Origin of the sequence: Paraburkholderia sp. BR14320 (assembly GCF_040948665.1) — a bacterium.
Lineage (GTDB): Bacteria > Pseudomonadota > Gammaproteobacteria > Burkholderiales > Burkholderiaceae > Paraburkholderia > Paraburkholderia youngii.
The window spans coordinates 92,565-108,813 of the sequence record NZ_JBFPKG010000026.1; the positions used below are offsets into that span (position 1 = coordinate 92,565).

11 protein-coding genes are annotated in these 16,249 nt (G+C 65.4%); 7 read left to right on the forward strand and 4 right to left on the reverse strand.

The genetic code is table 11. The annotated features are described in order from the left end of the window. Positions 1-85: 85 nt before the first annotated feature. From AB3X89_RS23260 to AB3X89_RS23285, 6 genes are all read left to right on the forward strand, one after another. Complete coding sequence (locus AB3X89_RS23260) at positions 86-1,261, forward strand: UxaA family hydrolase (RefSeq protein WP_368585361.1); 1,176 nt, start codon at positions 86-88, stop codon at positions 1,259-1,261. A 171-nt stretch (positions 1,262-1,432) separates the two neighbouring features. After that, positions 1,433-2,791, forward strand: coding sequence for a C4-dicarboxylate transporter DctA (gene dctA / locus AB3X89_RS23265; protein ID WP_368585362.1), 1,359 nt, complete (start codon positions 1,433-1,435; stop codon positions 2,789-2,791). Between the two features lie 133 nt (positions 2,792-2,924). Then, positions 2,925-3,923, forward strand: a complete 999-nt coding sequence (locus tag AB3X89_RS23270; RefSeq protein WP_368585363.1) for an Ldh family oxidoreductase — start codon at positions 2,925-2,927, stop codon at positions 3,921-3,923. A gap of 218 nt (positions 3,924-4,141) precedes the next feature. Then, positions 4,142-7,093 (forward strand): molybdopterin-dependent oxidoreductase, encoded by a 2,952-nt coding sequence (locus AB3X89_RS23275; protein ID WP_368585364.1) that lies wholly within the window; start codon positions 4,142-4,144, stop codon positions 7,091-7,093. A gap of 20 nt (positions 7,094-7,113) precedes the next feature. Then, positions 7,114-7,884, forward strand: coding sequence for a 4Fe-4S dicluster domain-containing protein (locus AB3X89_RS23280; protein WP_368585365.1), 771 nt, complete (start codon positions 7,114-7,116; stop codon positions 7,882-7,884). A 19-nt stretch (positions 7,885-7,903) separates the two neighbouring features. Beyond that, positions 7,904-8,860: a dimethyl sulfoxide reductase anchor subunit family protein gene (locus tag AB3X89_RS23285; protein ID WP_368585366.1), complete on the forward strand. Its 957-nt coding sequence runs from the start codon at positions 7,904-7,906 to the stop codon at positions 8,858-8,860. A 57-nt stretch (positions 8,861-8,917) separates the two neighbouring features. Here the strand turns inward: AB3X89_RS23285 and AB3X89_RS23290 are convergent, their stop codons facing one another. After that, positions 8,918-11,503, reverse strand: a complete 2,586-nt coding sequence (locus AB3X89_RS23290; RefSeq protein WP_368585367.1) for an adenosylcobalamin-dependent ribonucleoside-diphosphate reductase — start codon at positions 11,501-11,503, stop codon at positions 8,918-8,920. 284 nt (positions 11,504-11,787) lie between these two features. Continuing rightward, the gene (locus tag AB3X89_RS23295) at positions 11,788-12,075 is read right to left on the reverse strand and encodes a DUF3331 domain-containing protein (protein WP_013091570.1); all 288 of its coding nucleotides are present in this window, start codon (positions 12,073-12,075) and stop codon (positions 11,788-11,790) included. 343 nt (positions 12,076-12,418) lie between these two features. Between AB3X89_RS23295 and AB3X89_RS23300 the strand changes: the two genes are divergently transcribed. Then, a complete protein-coding gene (locus tag AB3X89_RS23300) occupies positions 12,419-13,513 on the forward strand; it encodes an AI-2E family transporter (RefSeq protein WP_368585368.1) in 1,095 nt (364 codons plus the stop codon). A gap of 7 nt (positions 13,514-13,520) precedes the next feature. On the opposite strand, the gene AB3X89_RS23305 is transcribed toward AB3X89_RS23300, so the two are convergent. Together AB3X89_RS23305 and AB3X89_RS23310 are read right to left on the reverse strand one after the other, a co-directional pair. Continuing rightward, positions 13,521-14,393: an alpha/beta hydrolase gene (locus AB3X89_RS23305; protein WP_368585369.1), complete on the reverse strand. Its 873-nt coding sequence runs from the start codon at positions 14,391-14,393 to the stop codon at positions 13,521-13,523. A 122-nt stretch (positions 14,394-14,515) separates the two neighbouring features. Next, entirely contained in the window at positions 14,516-15,628 is a 1,113-nt protein-coding gene (locus AB3X89_RS23310) for an OpgC domain-containing protein (RefSeq protein ID WP_368585370.1), read from the reverse strand. Between the last annotated feature and the right edge of the window lie 621 nt (positions 15,629-16,249).

Consider the following 16,249-nt stretch of genomic DNA (forward strand, 5'->3'; position numbering starts at 1 on the left):
TTCAACGCATCCCGCTGGGCGGCATCTCGCTTCGCGGCATCGAGCCGCCCCTCACTGGCATCAACCCGAACACGAGAGAGACACCATGAGCGTGATTGACCTGGATACCACTTTCCGCGGCTATCGTCGCGACAACGGCCGCGTGGGTGTACGCAACCACGTGATCATCCTGCCGGTCGACGATCTGTCCAATGCCGCGGCACAGGCGGTCGAACACAATATCAAGGGGACCATGGCGCTGCCGCATCCGTATGGGCGGCTGCAATTCGGCGCCGACCTCGAACTGCATTTCCGCACGCTGATCGGCGCGGGCAGCAATCCGAACGTCGCGGCGGTGGTCGTGATCGGTATCGAGGAGGGCTGGACCAAGCGTGTCGTCGACGGTATTGCGAAAACCGGCAAGCCGGTGATGGGCTTCGGCATCGAACTGCATGGCGATCACGACACGATCATGCGCGCGTCGAAGGCCGCGAAGGAAATGGTGCAGTATGCGACGTCGCTCGATCGCGAGGCGTGCCCGATCTCGGAGCTATGGGTGTCGACCAAGTGCGGCGAGTCGGACACCACGTCGGGCTGCGGCTCGAACCCGACCGTCGGCAATGCGTTCGACAAACTCTACGGCCTCGGCACCACGCTGGTGTTCGGCGAGACATCGGAGCTCACGGGCGGCGAGCAGATCGTCGCCGCGCGCTGCGCGAACGACGGTGTGCGCGAGCGCTTCCAGTTCATGTTCGACCGCTACCAGGACATGATCAACCGCTGGAAAACCGACGACCTGTCCGAGTCGCAGCCGACCAAGGGCAATATCGCGGGCGGCCTGACGACGATCGAGGAAAAGGCGCTCGGCAACATCCAGAAGATTGGCAAGAAGTGCATGGTCGATGGCGTGCTCGACAAAGCCGAGGAGCCGACGCATTCCGGACTGTGGTTCATGGATTCGTCGTCGGCCGCGGCCGAGATGGTGACCTTGTGCGCGGCATCGGGCTTCGTCGTGCATTTCTTCCCGACGGGGCAGGGCAACGTGATCGGCAATCCGATCGTACCGGTCATCAAGATCTGCGCGAATCCGCGCACGGTCCGCACGATGGGCGAGCATATCGACGTGGATGTGACCGGCATTCTGCAGCGCGAGCAGAACCTCGACGAGAGCGGCGACAAACTGCTCCAGCGCATGATGGCGACGATCAACGGCCGTTTCACCGCGGCCGAAGCGCTCGGTCATCGCGAGTTCGTGTTGACGCGTCTGTTCGAAAGCGCCTGACGCGGGCGGCCCGGCCGCCGCAGCGAGCCGCACGGCTCGCGCGCCGCGGTCCCCACCTTCCCGGCGCATGCCGGCACGGAGAAGCGGCCAGGCATGCCCCCGTGACCGGCAGCTCATGCGGCAGTGGCGCCGGCTCGACATCTGGCAGCAGCGAGTGGAGGAGACACCATCTTGCACGTGCTCAAACATCTCTACGTGCAGGTCCTGATCGGACTTGCGGCTGGCATTCTCGTCGGTCAATTCGCGCCCATGTTCGGCGTGCAGATGAAACCGCTCGGCGACACCTTCATTCGCCTCATCAAGATGCTGATCACGCTGGTGATCTTCTGCACGGTTTCCGTGGGCATCGCGCGCATGGAAAGCCTGAAGCAGGTGGGCCGCGTCGGCTTCAAGACGCTGCTGTACTTCGAGGTCGTCACCAGCATCGCGCTGCTGCTTGGCCTCGTGGTCGCGAACCTGTTGCGTCCGGGCGCGGGACTCAATATCGATCCCGCATCGCTCGATCCTCATGCGCTCACGCATTACGTCGCCGATGCGCACTCGGTGTCGTCGAGCTTCATCGACATGATCGTGCCGAACTCGGTGGTCGGCGCGTTCGCGCGCGGCGATCTGCTGCAGGTGCTGCTGTTTTCGGTGCTGTTCGGCATCGCGCTGTCGATCATGTCGCAGCGCAGCCGGCTGCTGATGCGCGGCATCGAGCAATTCGGCGACACCTTGATGCGCATCGTCGAAATGATCATGCGGCTCGCGCCGCTCGGCGCGTTCGGCGCGATCGCGTTCACGGTCGGCAAATACGGCATCGGCACGCTGCAGCAACTCGGGCTGCTGATTCTGTGCTTCTACATCACGAGCATCCTGTTCATTGCGATCGTGCTCGGCGCGGCCGCGCGCTGGGCCGGCGTGGGCCTCTGGCCGCTGCTGAAGTACTTCCGCGAGGAACTGTTGATCGTGCTCGGCACCTCGACCACGGAGTCCGTCCTGCCGCGTCTGATGGAAAAGCTCGAGCGCCTGGGTTGTCCGCGCGCGATCGTCGGGCTCGTGTTGCCGACCGGCTACTCGTTCAATCTGGACGGCGCCGCGATCTATCTGACGATGACGTCGCTGTTCATCGCGCAGGCCACCAACACGCATCTGACGCTGATGCAGCAGCTCGGCTTGCTGGCGGTGCTGATGCTGACGTCGAAGGGCGGAGCGGGCGTGGCGGGCGCGGCGCTGGTTGCGTTGACCGCGACGCTGTCGACGCACAACATCATTCCGGTCGCGGGCATAACGCTGATTCTCGGCGTCGACCGCGTGCTCAACGAGATCCGCGCGCTGACCAATATGATCGGCAACGTCGTCGCGACGCTGGTGGTCGCGCGCTGGGAGCGCGCATTCGATGCAAGCGCCGCACGCGAATTCCTGGCCGCACCACGCGAGGTGCAGGCGCAGGCATTGGCGCAGCCGGTGCGCAAGCCGCAGGCCGCGCAAGCGGAGCAGGCGCGCGAGGAAGAAGCCAGTCGGCCCCGTGCAACGGGGTTGTACGAATAGGCCGCGAACGAATAGGCCGCGAAGTGAGGATCGTGTCGCAGCGGCATCGACAGCAGTGCCGGACTTGATGCTTCACCGCGGCAATGACAAAGTGATGCGCTGCCCACAATAGAACCAAGGAAAGGAATACCCGATGGCCCGACTGTTTCCCGACACGCTCACTGCGCTTGCGATTCGCGCGTTGCGCCGCGCGGACGCGTTGCCAGCGACCGCCGAATCGACGGCGCGCGCGCTCGTCTATGCCGACGTGCGCGGCCTGTCTTCGCACGGCGTATCGCGTCTGCCGATGTACTGCGCGCAATTGCGCAACGGCCGCGTCGATCCGGCCGCGCAAGCGCTCATCGTCGCGGATCGCGGCGCGGCCGTGTTGATCGACGGCGCTGACGGCCTCGCATATCCGGCCTGCGATCTGGCGGTCGCGACGCTCGCCGAACGCGCCCGGCAGTACGGCAGCGCAGTCGCGGGCATCTGCCGCAGCCATCATTTCGGCGTTGGCGCGGCGCATCTGGCCGCGCTCGGCGAAGCCGGCATGGTCGCGCTCGCGTTCAGCAATTCGCCAGCCGCGATGCCCGCCTGGGGCGGCCGCCGCGCGCTCTTCGGCACCAACCCGATAGCGGCCGTGTTTCCGCGCCGCAACGGCGCGCCGCTCGTCATCGACCTCGCGCTGTCGCAGATCGCGCGCGGCAAGATCGCGCTGGCCGCGCGCGACGGCAAGCCGATCCCCGAAGGCTGGGCGACCACGCGAGACGGTCTGCCGACCACCGATGCGCGCGCCGCGCTCGACGGCATGATGCTGCCGTTCGGCGGCGCGAAAGGCGCGATGCTGGCGCTGGTGGTCGAGTTGCTGGCCGCCGCGCTGACCGGCGCGAACTTCGGCTACGAAGCGGGCTCGTTCCTGACCGAGGAGGGCGAGCGCTCGCGCATCGGCCATCTGTTCTGGGCGATCGACCCGGGCGCATTGGCCGGCGACGACGCATATCTGTCGCGTGTCGAGGCGCTGATCGAGATGATGCTGATGGACGACGAGGTGCGCTTGCCCGGTTATCGAAGAGAGCAGCTTGCGCAAGCGGCATACGAAGACGGCGTCGAGATTCCGGATGCGCTGATCGCGCAACTGGAGGGCCGCGCTTGAACAAGTCCTGGCGTACCCAACCGGCCTGATGCAATTGGACACGCGGAAGAAAGAAGCGCATAGCTGAAAGCGAGACCGAAACTATCGGTGCGTCGGATAGTTTTAGTCGCAAATCGCGATTTCCCTTGTGAGGCAGGCGCGAATACGATGATCGATATCGTATGGGCAGCGCGAATGACCCGCGCTTCGGCCCACCAGAAGCAGCGATGGAGATGGCCATGGAGCACCACGCCCGCACGCAGAACGAACGGCTCGATATCAAGACCACCACCTGCTACATGTGCGCGTGCCGCTGCGGCATCCGGGTGCATCTGCGCGACGGCGAGGTGCGCTATATCGACGGCAATCCGGAGCATCCGCTGAATCAGGGCGTCATTTGCGCGAAGGGTGCGTCCGGCATCATGAAGCAGTACTCGCCCGCGCGCCTCACGCAGCCGTTGATGCGCAAGGCCGGCGCGCAGCGCGGCAGCGCGCAGTTCGAACCGGTCTCGTGGGACACCGCGTTCGACGTGCTCGAAAAACGTCTCGCCGCGATCCGCTCGACCGATCCGAAGAAGTTCGCGCTGTTCACGGGCCGCGACCAGATGCAGGCGCTGACCGGCCTGTTCGCGAGGCAGTTCGGTACGCCCAACTATGCGGCGCACGGCGGCTTCTGCTCGTCGAACATGGCGGCCGGCATGATCTATACGATCGGCGGTTCGTTCTGGGAATTCGGCGGACCGGATCTCGACAGCGCGAAGCTGTTCTTCATGACCGGCACCGCGGAAGATCATCATTCGAATCCGCTGAAGATCGCGATCTCGAAGTTCAAGCGCGCGGGCGGCCGCTTCATCGCGATCAATCCGATCCGCACCGGCTACGCGGCGATCGCGGACGAATGGGTGCCGATCAAACCCGGCACCGACGGTGCGCTGTTCATGGCGTTCCTGCACGAACTGATCGCCGCCGACGCGTGGGATCACGATTTCGTGCAGCGCTACACGAACGCGGCGGAGTTGGTCGATATCGACGAAGCGAGCGAAAACTTCGGTTTGTTCGTGCGCGATCCCGAACGGGCCGAAGGCAATCCGCTGTTTCCGCAGAATCATCTGTGGTGGGACCCGGCCAGCCAGCGCGCGGTGCCGCATCACACGAGCGGCGTGACGCCCGCGCTCGACGGCCGTTACACGCTCGCCAACGGCAAGCCGGTCATGCCGTCGTTCGCCTTGCTGCGCGAGCGAGTCGCCGCTTGCACGCCCGAATGGGCCGCGGAGATCACCGGCATCCCCGCCGATACAATCCGCCGCCTCGCCGGCGAAATGATCGAAACGGGCCGCCGGCACCGCATCACGCTGCCGATCCGCTGGACCGACGCGTGGGGCGAAACGCACGACACGGTAACGGGCAACCCGGTCGCCTTTCACGCGATGCGCGGGCTGGCCGCGCATTCGAACGGCTTTCAGTCGATCCGCGCGCTTGCCGTGCTGATGTCGCTGCACGGCACGATCGACCGCCCCGGCGGCTTTCGCCACAAGTCGCCGTTTCCGCGTGCGGTACCGCCATCGGCGAAACCGCCGAACAGCCCTGACGCGGTGAAACCCAATACACCGCTCGCGACGGGCCCGCTCGGCTGGCCTGCCGCGCCGGAGGATCTGTTCGTCGACGAACACGGCGGCCCCGTGCGTATCGACAAGGCGTTCTCGTGGGAATATCCGCTCGCGGTGCATGGCGTCATGCACAGCGTGATCACCAACGCGTGGCGCGGCGATCCTTGTCCGATCGACACGCTGATGATTTTCATGGCCAACATGGCGTGGAATTCGTCGATGAACACGATGAAGGTGCGCGAGATGCTCGCCGACAGGCACGCGAACGGCGAGTACAAGATTCCGTTTCTCGTCGTATGCGACGCGTTCCAGTCGGAGATGACCGCATTCGCCGATCTGATCCTGCCGGACACGACTTACCTCGAACGTCACGACGCGATGTCGATGCTCGACCGGCCGATCTCCGAGTTCGACGGCCCCGTTGATTCCGTGCGTGTGCCGGTCGTGCCGCCGACCGGCGAATGCAAGCCGTTCCAGGAAGTGCTGATCGAACTGGCGTCGCGCCTGAAGTTTCCCGCGTTCACCAATACCGATGGCGGCCGGCGCTTTCGCGACTACCCGGACTTCATCGTCAATCACACGACGTCGCCCGGTTCCGGCGTCGGCTTTCTGATCGGCTGGCGCGGCAAGGATGGCGACAAGGCACTGGTCGGCGAACCGAATCCGAAGCAGTGGGAGCAGTACGCGAACAACAACTGCGTGTTCCATTACCGCTTGCCCGAGACCTTGCAGTACATGCGCAACTGCAACGGACCGTATCTCGACTGGGCGGTCAAAAACGGCTTCCGCAAGTTCAGCGAGCCGATCCTGATCCAGCTTTACTCGGACGTGATGCAGAAGTTCAGGCTCGCCGCGCAAGGACGCACCAGCGGGCGACAGCCGCCCGAGCATCTGCGAGCGCGCGTCGAACGGTACTTCGATCCGCTGCCGTTCTGGTACGCGCCGCTCGAAAGCGCGGCGACGGATCTTGCGCAATTCCCGCTCGCCGCTGTTACGCAACGGCCGATGGCGATGTACCACTCGTGGGATTCGCAGAACGCGTGGCTGCGGCAGATCCATGGTGAGAACTATCTGTATGTGAATCCGCGCACGGCGGCCGGGAACGGTATCGCGGATGGCGGCTGGATCTACGTCGAATCGCAATGGGGCCGCGTGCGCGGCATGGCGCGCTACAGCGAGACCGTCGAACCGGGCACCGTATGGACGTGGAACGCGATCGGCAAAGCGGCGGGCGCATGGAATCTCGGCCCGGACGCGAACGAATCGCAGCGCGGCTTCCTGCTCAATCACCTGATCACCGACGAATTGCCGGGCCGCGACGACGCGCCCGCGCGCATGTCGAACTCCGATCCTGTGACGGGCCAGGCCGCCTGGTACGACGTGCGCGTACGCATCTATCCGGCCGAAGCCGACGCGCGGCGCACGCTGCCGCAGTTCGATGCGATGCCCGGATTGCCCGGTGCGGTTGCACAGAAGAGTGTGGTGTCGCGCATCGTCCAAACCTATTTCGCGGGACGCGGCGAATTCGCGGCGCGCCTGCGCGGGACGTTGCGACGCGCCGAACCTGACGGCGACGATCGTTGAAGCCATGGCAGGAGCCTGCAATGACCCAGATGGCGCTGGTGATCGATCTGAACGTATGCGTCGGATGCCAGGCGTGCGTGACGAGCTGCAAGGAGTGGAACACGTCGGGCGAATCGGGCAGCCTCGCCGATTTCAATCCGTACGACGCGGACCCGTCCGGCACGTTCTTCAACCGCGTGCAGAGTTTCGAAGCGGGCAGCTTCCCCGACACGGAGATGATCCATTTTCCGAAGTCGTGCGTGCATTGCGAGGACCCGCCCTGCGTGCCGGTATGTCCGACCGGCGCGAGCTACAAGCGCAAGGAAGACGGTCTCGTGCTGGTCGATTTCGATCGCTGTATCGGCTGCAAGTATTGCGCGTGGGCGTGCCCGTATGGCGCGCGCGAACTCGACGAAGCGCGCAAGGAGATGACCAAGTGCACGCTGTGCGTCGATCGCATTCATGACGAGCATCTGTCCGAGCGCGACCGCAAGCCGGCCTGCGTGCTCGCGTGCCCGACATCGGCGCGGCTGTTCGGCGACATACACGATCCGGAGTCGGTGGTGTCGCAGGCGATCCGCGAGCGTGGCGGCTATCAGTTGATGCCGGAGTGGGGCACGCGTCCCGCCAATCACTATTTGCCGCGCGTGCCGACCACTGCCGCGGGTTGCGGCAGCGACGCATGCTCGTGCAAATCGTCGGGAACGACCACAGACGATGCGACGCACGTGTCGGGCTCGCCCGACTCGCGACTCGAGGCGCAGCTCGCGCGTGGCGAAGTGCATCTCGCGTCGATCGCGACGCGCATCTGAACGACAACGAGGCCACACGATGAATCCGGCTTTTTCCGTAGTCTTCCTGACGACGCTGAGCGGCGCGGCGCAGGGGCTGTTGATCGCGCTCGTCGGCGTCGAGAGTGCGGCATGGTTGGGCGTCGTTGCGCAACCGGCCGCCGCTACCGCGTTCTATGTGAACGGCGCGGCGCTCGCGGTGCTGCTGGGCGGTCTTGGTCTGATCGCGTCGTTCTTCCATCTCGGCCATCCGGAACGCGCGTGGCGCGCGATCGCGATGTGGCGCACGTCGTGGCTGTCGCGTGAGTGTTTGTGCCTGCCGGCGTTTCTCGCGTGCGCGTTCCTGTATGGCGTCGCGCACTGGCTCGGCTCGTCATGGTCGCTCGCGCTCGGCTGGCTCGGCGTGCTCGCTAGCGCCGCGCTGTTCGTCTGCACCGCGATGATCTATGCGTGCCTGCGTTTTCTCCAGGAGTGGGCGACGCCGCTGACGCTGGTGAACTTCGTGCTGCTCGGCTGCGCATCGGGCTCGACGCTCGCGACCGCATTGAGCGCATGGTTCGCGCCCGAGTTGACGTTGGGACTGGCGATCTGCGCGTGCGTGCTGACGCTCGCCGGCTGCGCGAGCCGCACGGCGTCGCTGCTGCGCAATGCACGCTTGCGGCCGAAATCGACGGTGCAGAGCGCGACGGGCATTCGCAATCCGAAGCTCGTGCAGGTGTCACGGGGCTTCACGGGCGGCGCGTTCAATCTGCGCGAGTTCTTTCACGGCAAATCGGCGCGCACGTTGCGTGGCGTCAAATGGGGCTTTCTCGCGGGTGCGTTCATCGTGCCGGTCGTGTTGATCGTGCTCGGCGCGGGGCTGCGCTCGCTTGGCGCGTCGTTCGGCTTGCTGGCTGCGGCTTGTCTCGTGCAGTATGCGGGGCTCGTGGCGGAGCGCTGGTTTTTCTTCGCGGAGGCGAAGCATCCGCAGAATCTTTATTACGCGAGGGTGGGGTGAAGCATAGCCCCCGACGAGCGCGTCTGGCCGCGAGGCCACCGCGCTCCCAACCTCACACTACCCGCACGCCCCCACCTCCCCGCACGCGGTACAAAAATCGCAGCCGTCCTTGCGAATCACCGCATTCGCACCACACGAAGCGCATTTGCGTCCGAGCATCGTGTGCAGCCCTTGCGTGCCGTTCGGCTGCAGCAACGTGTCGGCGCTATCCGCTGGATTCGCACGGAGGCCGAAATCGGCGGACAGCGCCAGCTCGGTTTTCATTTGCCCGCGCGGCAAACGCGCGAGCATGCGCGACGCGACCTGATTGCCCTCGGCGTCGAGAAAGCCGCGTCGATACAGGATCTGCTGGATCGCGAACGCGAGCGCGGCCACTTCAGAATCGTGCCAGCGTGGCGCACGATGACCGTCGAGCCGCTGCACGTCACCAAGCCGCACCTGGCCGCGATCCCACGACACCTTGCGCATGTCCTGCAGATTGCGCGCGACGAAGCCGCCGCGCGCGGCCAGCGACAGCGAACGCATCGTCGCAGTGATCCATTGCTGCGACTCGTCGCGCTGACCGACCGGAATGAAGAACTCGATAGGCCGCTCGATGGTGACGTCCTCGCCGCCGAGCCGCCCCGTCACCTCAATGAACGACACCGCGACATATAGCGACTTCTTGCCCGCCTGAGTGAGATACTCGACCTTCTCGATGATCGCCGGCAATTCGCCCCTGGGCCGATGATCGATCGCGATACGCAGCGGGTCCTGATCCATCTCGGCGAGCGTGTCGTCGGCCTGCGCGGACGACACGCTCAGCACCGCGCCGAGCGTGTCGTTCGGGCGATAGGTCGCAAGGCCCTTCAGCCCGCTTTTCCATGCATCGAAGTAGAGGCTTTCGAAAGCGTCGAACGGATAGTCCGCGGGTACGTTGACGGTCTTTGAGATCGACGTGTCGACGTACGGCTGCACGGCCGCCATCATGTCGAGATGGTCGCGCGCGGACATCTGCAGAGCGCTGACGAAATAGTCCGGTAGCCTGGTCACATCGCCGCCGAGCTCGCGATAAAGCCGGTACGCGTAGTCCTCGACGTCGAACGATTCGCGGCCGCCGTCGGCCATCACCTTCATGCGCGTATAGGTCCACGAAAACGCCGGCTCGATGCCGTTCGACGCGTTGTCCGCGAACGCGAGGCTCACGGTGCCGGTCGGCGCGATCGACAGCAGATGGCTGTTGCGGATGCCGTCGCGGCGGATCGCCTGCTTGATGTCGTCGGGCAGACGCGACGCGAAGGTGCCGGCTTCCAGATAGCGCGCGGCGTCGAACAGCTCGAACGCGCCGCGCTCTTTCGCAAGTTCGACCGACGCGCGATATGCTTCGTCGCGCATCAACCGCGCGATGCGCACCGCGAAATCGCGGCCTTCCTGCGAGTTGTAGCGCAGGCCCATCATCACCAGCGTATCGCCGAGGCCGGTGAAGCCGACGCCGATGCGCCGCTTCGCGCGCGATTCGGCGTATTGCTCGGGCAGCGGCCACAGCGTGACGTCGAGCACGTCGTCGAGAAAGCGCACCTGGGTGCGGGTGCGGCGCGCGAGGCCGTCCCAGTCGAACGACGGCTGGCGCCCCTGCATCTGCGCGAACGGATCGACGACGAAGCGCGTCAGATTGAGCGGCCCGAGGTTGCAGCAGCCGTAGGCGGGCAGCGGCTGCTCGCCGCACGGATTGGTCGCGCGGATCGTTTCGACCGCGCGCAGATTGTTGTCCTCGTTCATCCGCGAGATGAACACGATGCCGGGTTCGGCGACGTCGTACGTCGAGCGCATGATGCGGTCCCAGATCGCGTGCGCCGGATGTTCGCTATAGACCCACAGGCCGTCTTCGCGCTGCCGCACGTCGCCGGCCGCGCGCAGCGCCGGTGACGGCTCGGCGCGATGGACCAGTTGCCATGGCTCGTCGTTCTCGACCGCGCGCATGAATTCGTCGGTGACGCCGACCGACACGTTGAAGTTGTTCCAACGTCCCTTCGAATGCTTGGCTTCGATGAATTCGAGCAGGTCCGGATGGTTGCAGTCGAGCACCGCCATCTGCGCGCCGCGTCGCGAGCCCGCGCTTTCGACGGTGCGGCACGATGCGTCGAACACGTCCATGTAGCTGCACGGACCCGAGGCGGCCGAGCTGGTCGTGTGAACCCGCGCGCCCTTCGGCCGGATCGCGGAGAAGTTGTAGCCGACGCCGCCGCCGCGGCGCATCGTTTCGGCCGCCTGGAGCAGGGCCACGTAGATGCCCGGCAAGCCCTGTTCGTCGACGCCCTGGATCGAATCGCCGACCGGCTGCACGAAGCAGTTGATCAGCGTCGCGGCGATGCCGCTGCCCGCCGCGCTCATGATGCGGCCCGCGCCGAGCGCGCCGTGTCGCATGTTGTCGACGAACTGTTCCTCGACCGACGCGCGCAACTCGGGCGGCTCGGCCTCGGCAACGCCGCGCGCGACGCGTCGATACACGTCGTCGGCGGATTGCTCATCGCCTTTCGCATACTTTTCGAGCAGCACGTCGAGCGAGAATTGCTGCGGCGGGATCAGCGAAGCGGGAGCAGCGGAGGAAGCGGGAGGCGTGGAAGCGGCGGTGGCCGCGCGGGTTTGCGGCGTGTCTTCTGCCATGATCGGCCCTCAAACGGCGTCGCGGCGGGCGCGGCGCGGTGGTGGAAGGCGCGCAGCCGACGCCGGATAGCGAGCCGGCGGTCGGGCGGGCGCAACGAATCCACCTTAACGCACGAGGCGCGGGGCGGCAACCGGGAGCGGTGCCGGCGCGGCGGCGCATCATGCGATGCTGCGCCGGCCGGGCACACTGTCGTTGAGGGCGCGTGGGCCGTAGCGAGATCGACCGCGAGGGCAACGGGTTGAAACTCGCGCTCCGGCCGCGGTACTCGGGAACGTTCCGTGCGTCAGGCCGCTTCGAGCAGCGGTTCGAGAATTTCCGCGCAGATCATCGCGGACGCATTCGACGGCGCCGGGCGCTCGGCCGGCTTGAACACCGGGTCACCGCGGCGGATCTTGCGGCGCGACACCGCGCAGGTGCCGGACGAATGCGCCGAGCGGCGGCGCCAGCGCTGCTCACCGTAGTGGCAGCGGCCCGGCTCGACCCAACGGATCACCAGCGTCGTGTCGGAGCTCTCGAGAATTTCGATGCGTACGCCATTGCTACCGTCGAGGGGGATGGACTCCAGGGTCATCATCGACTCCGTATTGTGGAGTGCCGAATTTAGTCCCGTGCGCGCCGGATAGCCATTGTGTCATCGTTGAAACACCGTTCCGGAATTAGCAATAATCACACTTGACATTTGCGACTGGCTGAAACGACGGGCGTTGCAAGCGGTTTTTATGTGCTTTTTTAATAATGCGTATTTTTGCAACGCTGTGTTGCCTGTGGCGCGACTAGGAGAGCGGCCGGGAAAAGGGCGGCAACGCTTCCTTTAAGATGTTGGGTGTCGGGCGGCAAACCGAGCCGTCAGTGTAGCGGGTTTGAATTTTTCAGGTCGGCTCGCGCACACACCGTTCAAAAACACCAGAGTTCACATGATTCCACGCCCTCCCGCCGTACCGCCCAATTCTCCCGAAGCGTCGTCCGTCGCCGCGGAGCGCCAGAAAAAGCAGCGGGCCGCGTCGGTCGTGCTTTACATCGGGCTCGTGCTGCTCGCATTGTGGGTGGTGCGCGATTTCATCGTAGTAGTGGCGTGGGCGGCGGTCGTCGCGATTGCGCTGTGGCCGCTGCTGCACAAGGTGGCGAGCAGCCAGTGGTTCAGGGGGCGCACGACCTTGCTCGCGACCGTCTTCACGCTCGTGATCGCCGTGCTGGTGCTGCTGCCGGTCGGGCTCGGCATCGCGCAGGCGCTGCGCGAGGCGCACGAGCTGAACGACTGGTTCCGCAGCGTGCAGGAAAACGGCATTCCGCTGCCGGACTTCATCAACCGTCTGCCGTTCGGTGTGCAGCAGATCAGCTCGTGGTGGCAGGCCAATCTCGCTCAGCCGCTGCGCGGCTCGGCGGCGATGAAAGGCTTGCACAGCGAAACGGTGATGACGCTTGGCCGGCATTTCGGCGCCCGCGCCGCGCATGCGGCAATGGTGTTCGCGTTCATGCTGATCACGCTGTTCGTGATTTTTCAGGCGGGGCCGCGCCTGTCCGGTTCGTTGCTGAAGGCCGCGCGACGCGGTTTCGGCGATAGCGGCGCGGACCTCGTCGCGCACATGGGGACCGCGGTGCGCGGCACCGTGTCGGGCTTGATCGTGGTCGGTGTCGGCGAGGGCCTGTTGCTTGGTGTCGCGTATTTCGTGACCGGCGTGCCGCACGCGGCGCTGCTCGGCTTCGTCACGGCGATCGCCGCGATGCTGCCGTTCTGCGCGCCGATCGTGTTCGGTCTCGCGGCGCTGTGGCTGCTCGTGCAGGGCTCGATGGTCGCGGCGGCCGGGCTGCTGATATTCGGCGCGGTCGTCGTGTTCGTCGCCGAGCACTTCGTGCGGCCGGTGCTGATCGGCAATTCGACGCGCCTGCCGTTTCTCCTTGTGCTGTTCGGTATTCTCGGCGGCGCCGAGACGTTCGGGCTGCTGGGGATTTTCATCGGCCCCGCGTTGATGACGGTGCTGATGGTACTGTGGACCGATCTCGTGGAGTAGCGCCGGCTCAAGGCCGTTGATTCGACGGATGCTCCTGCGCCGGCGGCTTCACGCAGCCGAGCGTGTATTTGAGCGCGGCGGGCAACAGCGCGCTCCACACGTCCCATGTGTGGCCGCCGTCGATGATCCGCAGCGCAGCCGGATTGCCCGCGAGCCGCAGATGCGTGTACAGCAGCGACGCGTCGGCCTGGATGTCGAGGTCGTCGTCGCCGGATGCGATGAACATCGGCAGACGATACGGCTGGCTCATATAGCGGTCCCACTGCGCCGGATAGTTGAGCTCGTGCCAGATGCGCGGATCGAACTGGTGCTCGCCGAACACGCCGACCCGCCGCGCCGCCGACGCGCGCGGCGGCTCGTTCGCGTAGATCGCGGGACTCAGCAGCAGCGCGCCGCAAAACATCTCGGGCTGCGTCAGCGCGTAGCGCAGCGCGCCGAAGCCGCCCATCGATACTCCGCCGATCATCCGGCCGCCGCGCTGCGTCGCGACCGCGTAGTGCGTTTCGATCTCGGGCAGCAGATCGCCGAAGAACGCGCTCTCCATCTTTTCCTTGCGGTCGACGTACCAGTCCGTGCCGCCTTGCGGCATCACGATCACAACCGGCGCGATCTCCTTGCGCTCAATCAGCGTGTCGGCGGCGCTCTGTAGATGACCTTGCGTGAGCCAGTCGTTGGCGTCGCCGTTATTGCCGTGCAGCAGGTAGAGCACCGGCAGGCGCGGACCGTCCGCGCGATAGCCTGCCGGCAGGTAGATCGTGTAGCTCCAGTCGCGGCCGAGCGCATCGGAATGGAAGCTGCGGCTCGCGACCGTGCTCGCGAACGCGGGCGCGCCGACGGCGGAGGCAAGCAGTGCGAGGGCGAAACAGAGGAATCGACGCATGTCAGTGAGGATGGCCGGCTGGCGCGGGATTCGCGCGCGGCCGTCATCCTATCAGCATTGGCGCCAGATTTGAGATGGAACGTGGCGGACAGACGGACGGCGCTTTATGCGCGCAAAGTTCTTCAGCTTGAGGTCCGCAGCCGCCCGTCGACGAACCGCCCGACGAAGCGCTTCAGCGGCTCCACGCCGAGCGCGACGGCAAGCAGCGCGCCGACCGCGGCCGCGTCGGCGAGCAGGCCGAGCGGATAGTTCAGGTAACCATCCGTCGCCGCGTAGAGCACCGAGTCGATCACCAGCGAAATCACCGCGCCGGCAATGAAGCACAGCAGCCCCTGACGGCCGATCAAGCCGACCCACGGCAGCCGCCGCGCGACCTTCTTCGCCCAGCCGAGCTCGATCAGATTGGCAACGAGCCATGCAATCGCGAGGAAGTTGCCCGCGCGCAGGTAGGACAGGTTCTCCTTGAAGCTTGCGGCAAGCGGCGCATGCAGCAGCACGAGCTTGTAGTACGCGGCGCCTACGACCACCGCGAACGCCAGCACGCTGACGAGCCAGCCGGATCGATGCGCGCTGGTCCGCTGATACACCGGCTGGCAGCGTGCGAGCACGCCGAGCACGAACATTAGTTGCCACGCGAACGGGTTGAAGTCCCAGTGCATGTCGGGCGCGGCGGGCAAGTACTTGCTGATCGCCGGCGCGCCAGCCCACAGTGCGACGCTGCCGACGACCAGCAGCCATGGCTTGCTGCGCGCGAGCGGCAGGATTGCGGGCACCAGCAGCGCGAAGAACGCGTACATCGGCAGCACCGACGCGAGGTACGGCTGGCGGCGCAGCAACACGATGTCGCGCAGCGCGGCGAGCGGCGTGTCGATCAGGTCGTCCAGATCGGTCGTGGCGAGATTCGGCCCGTCGATGCTGAATGCGGTGAGCACCGCGCTGACCAGCAGCATCAGCCCGGCGGTGACGAGAAACGCCCGATAGATCTCGAACGAGCGGCGCACGAAGCGGCCGCGCGCGATCGTCTCGTTACGCCGCTCGGCGAGCGTTGCATAGGCGGTGGCGGTCGCGAAGCCGCCGAGGAACACGAACACTTCGGCGGCATCGCACAGCGCGTACGCATGCAGCGTCACGCGCGACAGAATGCTGCCGCCGATGTGATCGACCACGATGATCAGCAGAACCAGTCCGCGGAAAAAGTCCAGCTCGATCAGGCGGGAGGAGGGCTTGTCAGGCATTGTTCGAGTCAAAAGCAGCCCCGTGCGACGGCGCGCTGATCCAGCGCGGCGGGCGTCTCACAAGGCTTTTTAATATGGGATTGGGTGCTGCGGCGGGAAGGCGATCCGGGTTGGCGTCGCCTGTGGTCCGCGTCGCCGACTTCGGCCGCCTTTTCGAGGCGGCGCGTCAGCGGGCTGTAAAGGTGACCTTCGCTGCGGCATCGAGTTCCGTTGCATGGCAGCAGAGGCACGGGATTATATTTCTTTTCATGACAATGACGCAGCGAGATCGGCAGCAGCAGCTGCCGTTTACCTGAACCGACCTTACGAAAAAAGAGGAAACAACGCGCAGTGGAGAATTAGCAACATTCCCGATACTTGGCGCATCCACTCATGGACGGCCGGACGATGTCGTGTGAGGATTTCTGGAAAGCGCAGCCATTGGAGCAGTCCTCAGAACTGCTGGGAAAATGACGAGAATAAAGAGCAAAAAGAACAAAGCGGCCGGATCGAGTTGACGCTCCTATGTCAAGAAGCGCGGGCCGAATCGGCCAAGTCGGCCAGAATGAGCGGGTACAACTCCCTGACGATATAGCGCTTCAGGCAGCGGTGAATTTCCTTGTTCGACATGCCTTCCTTGGT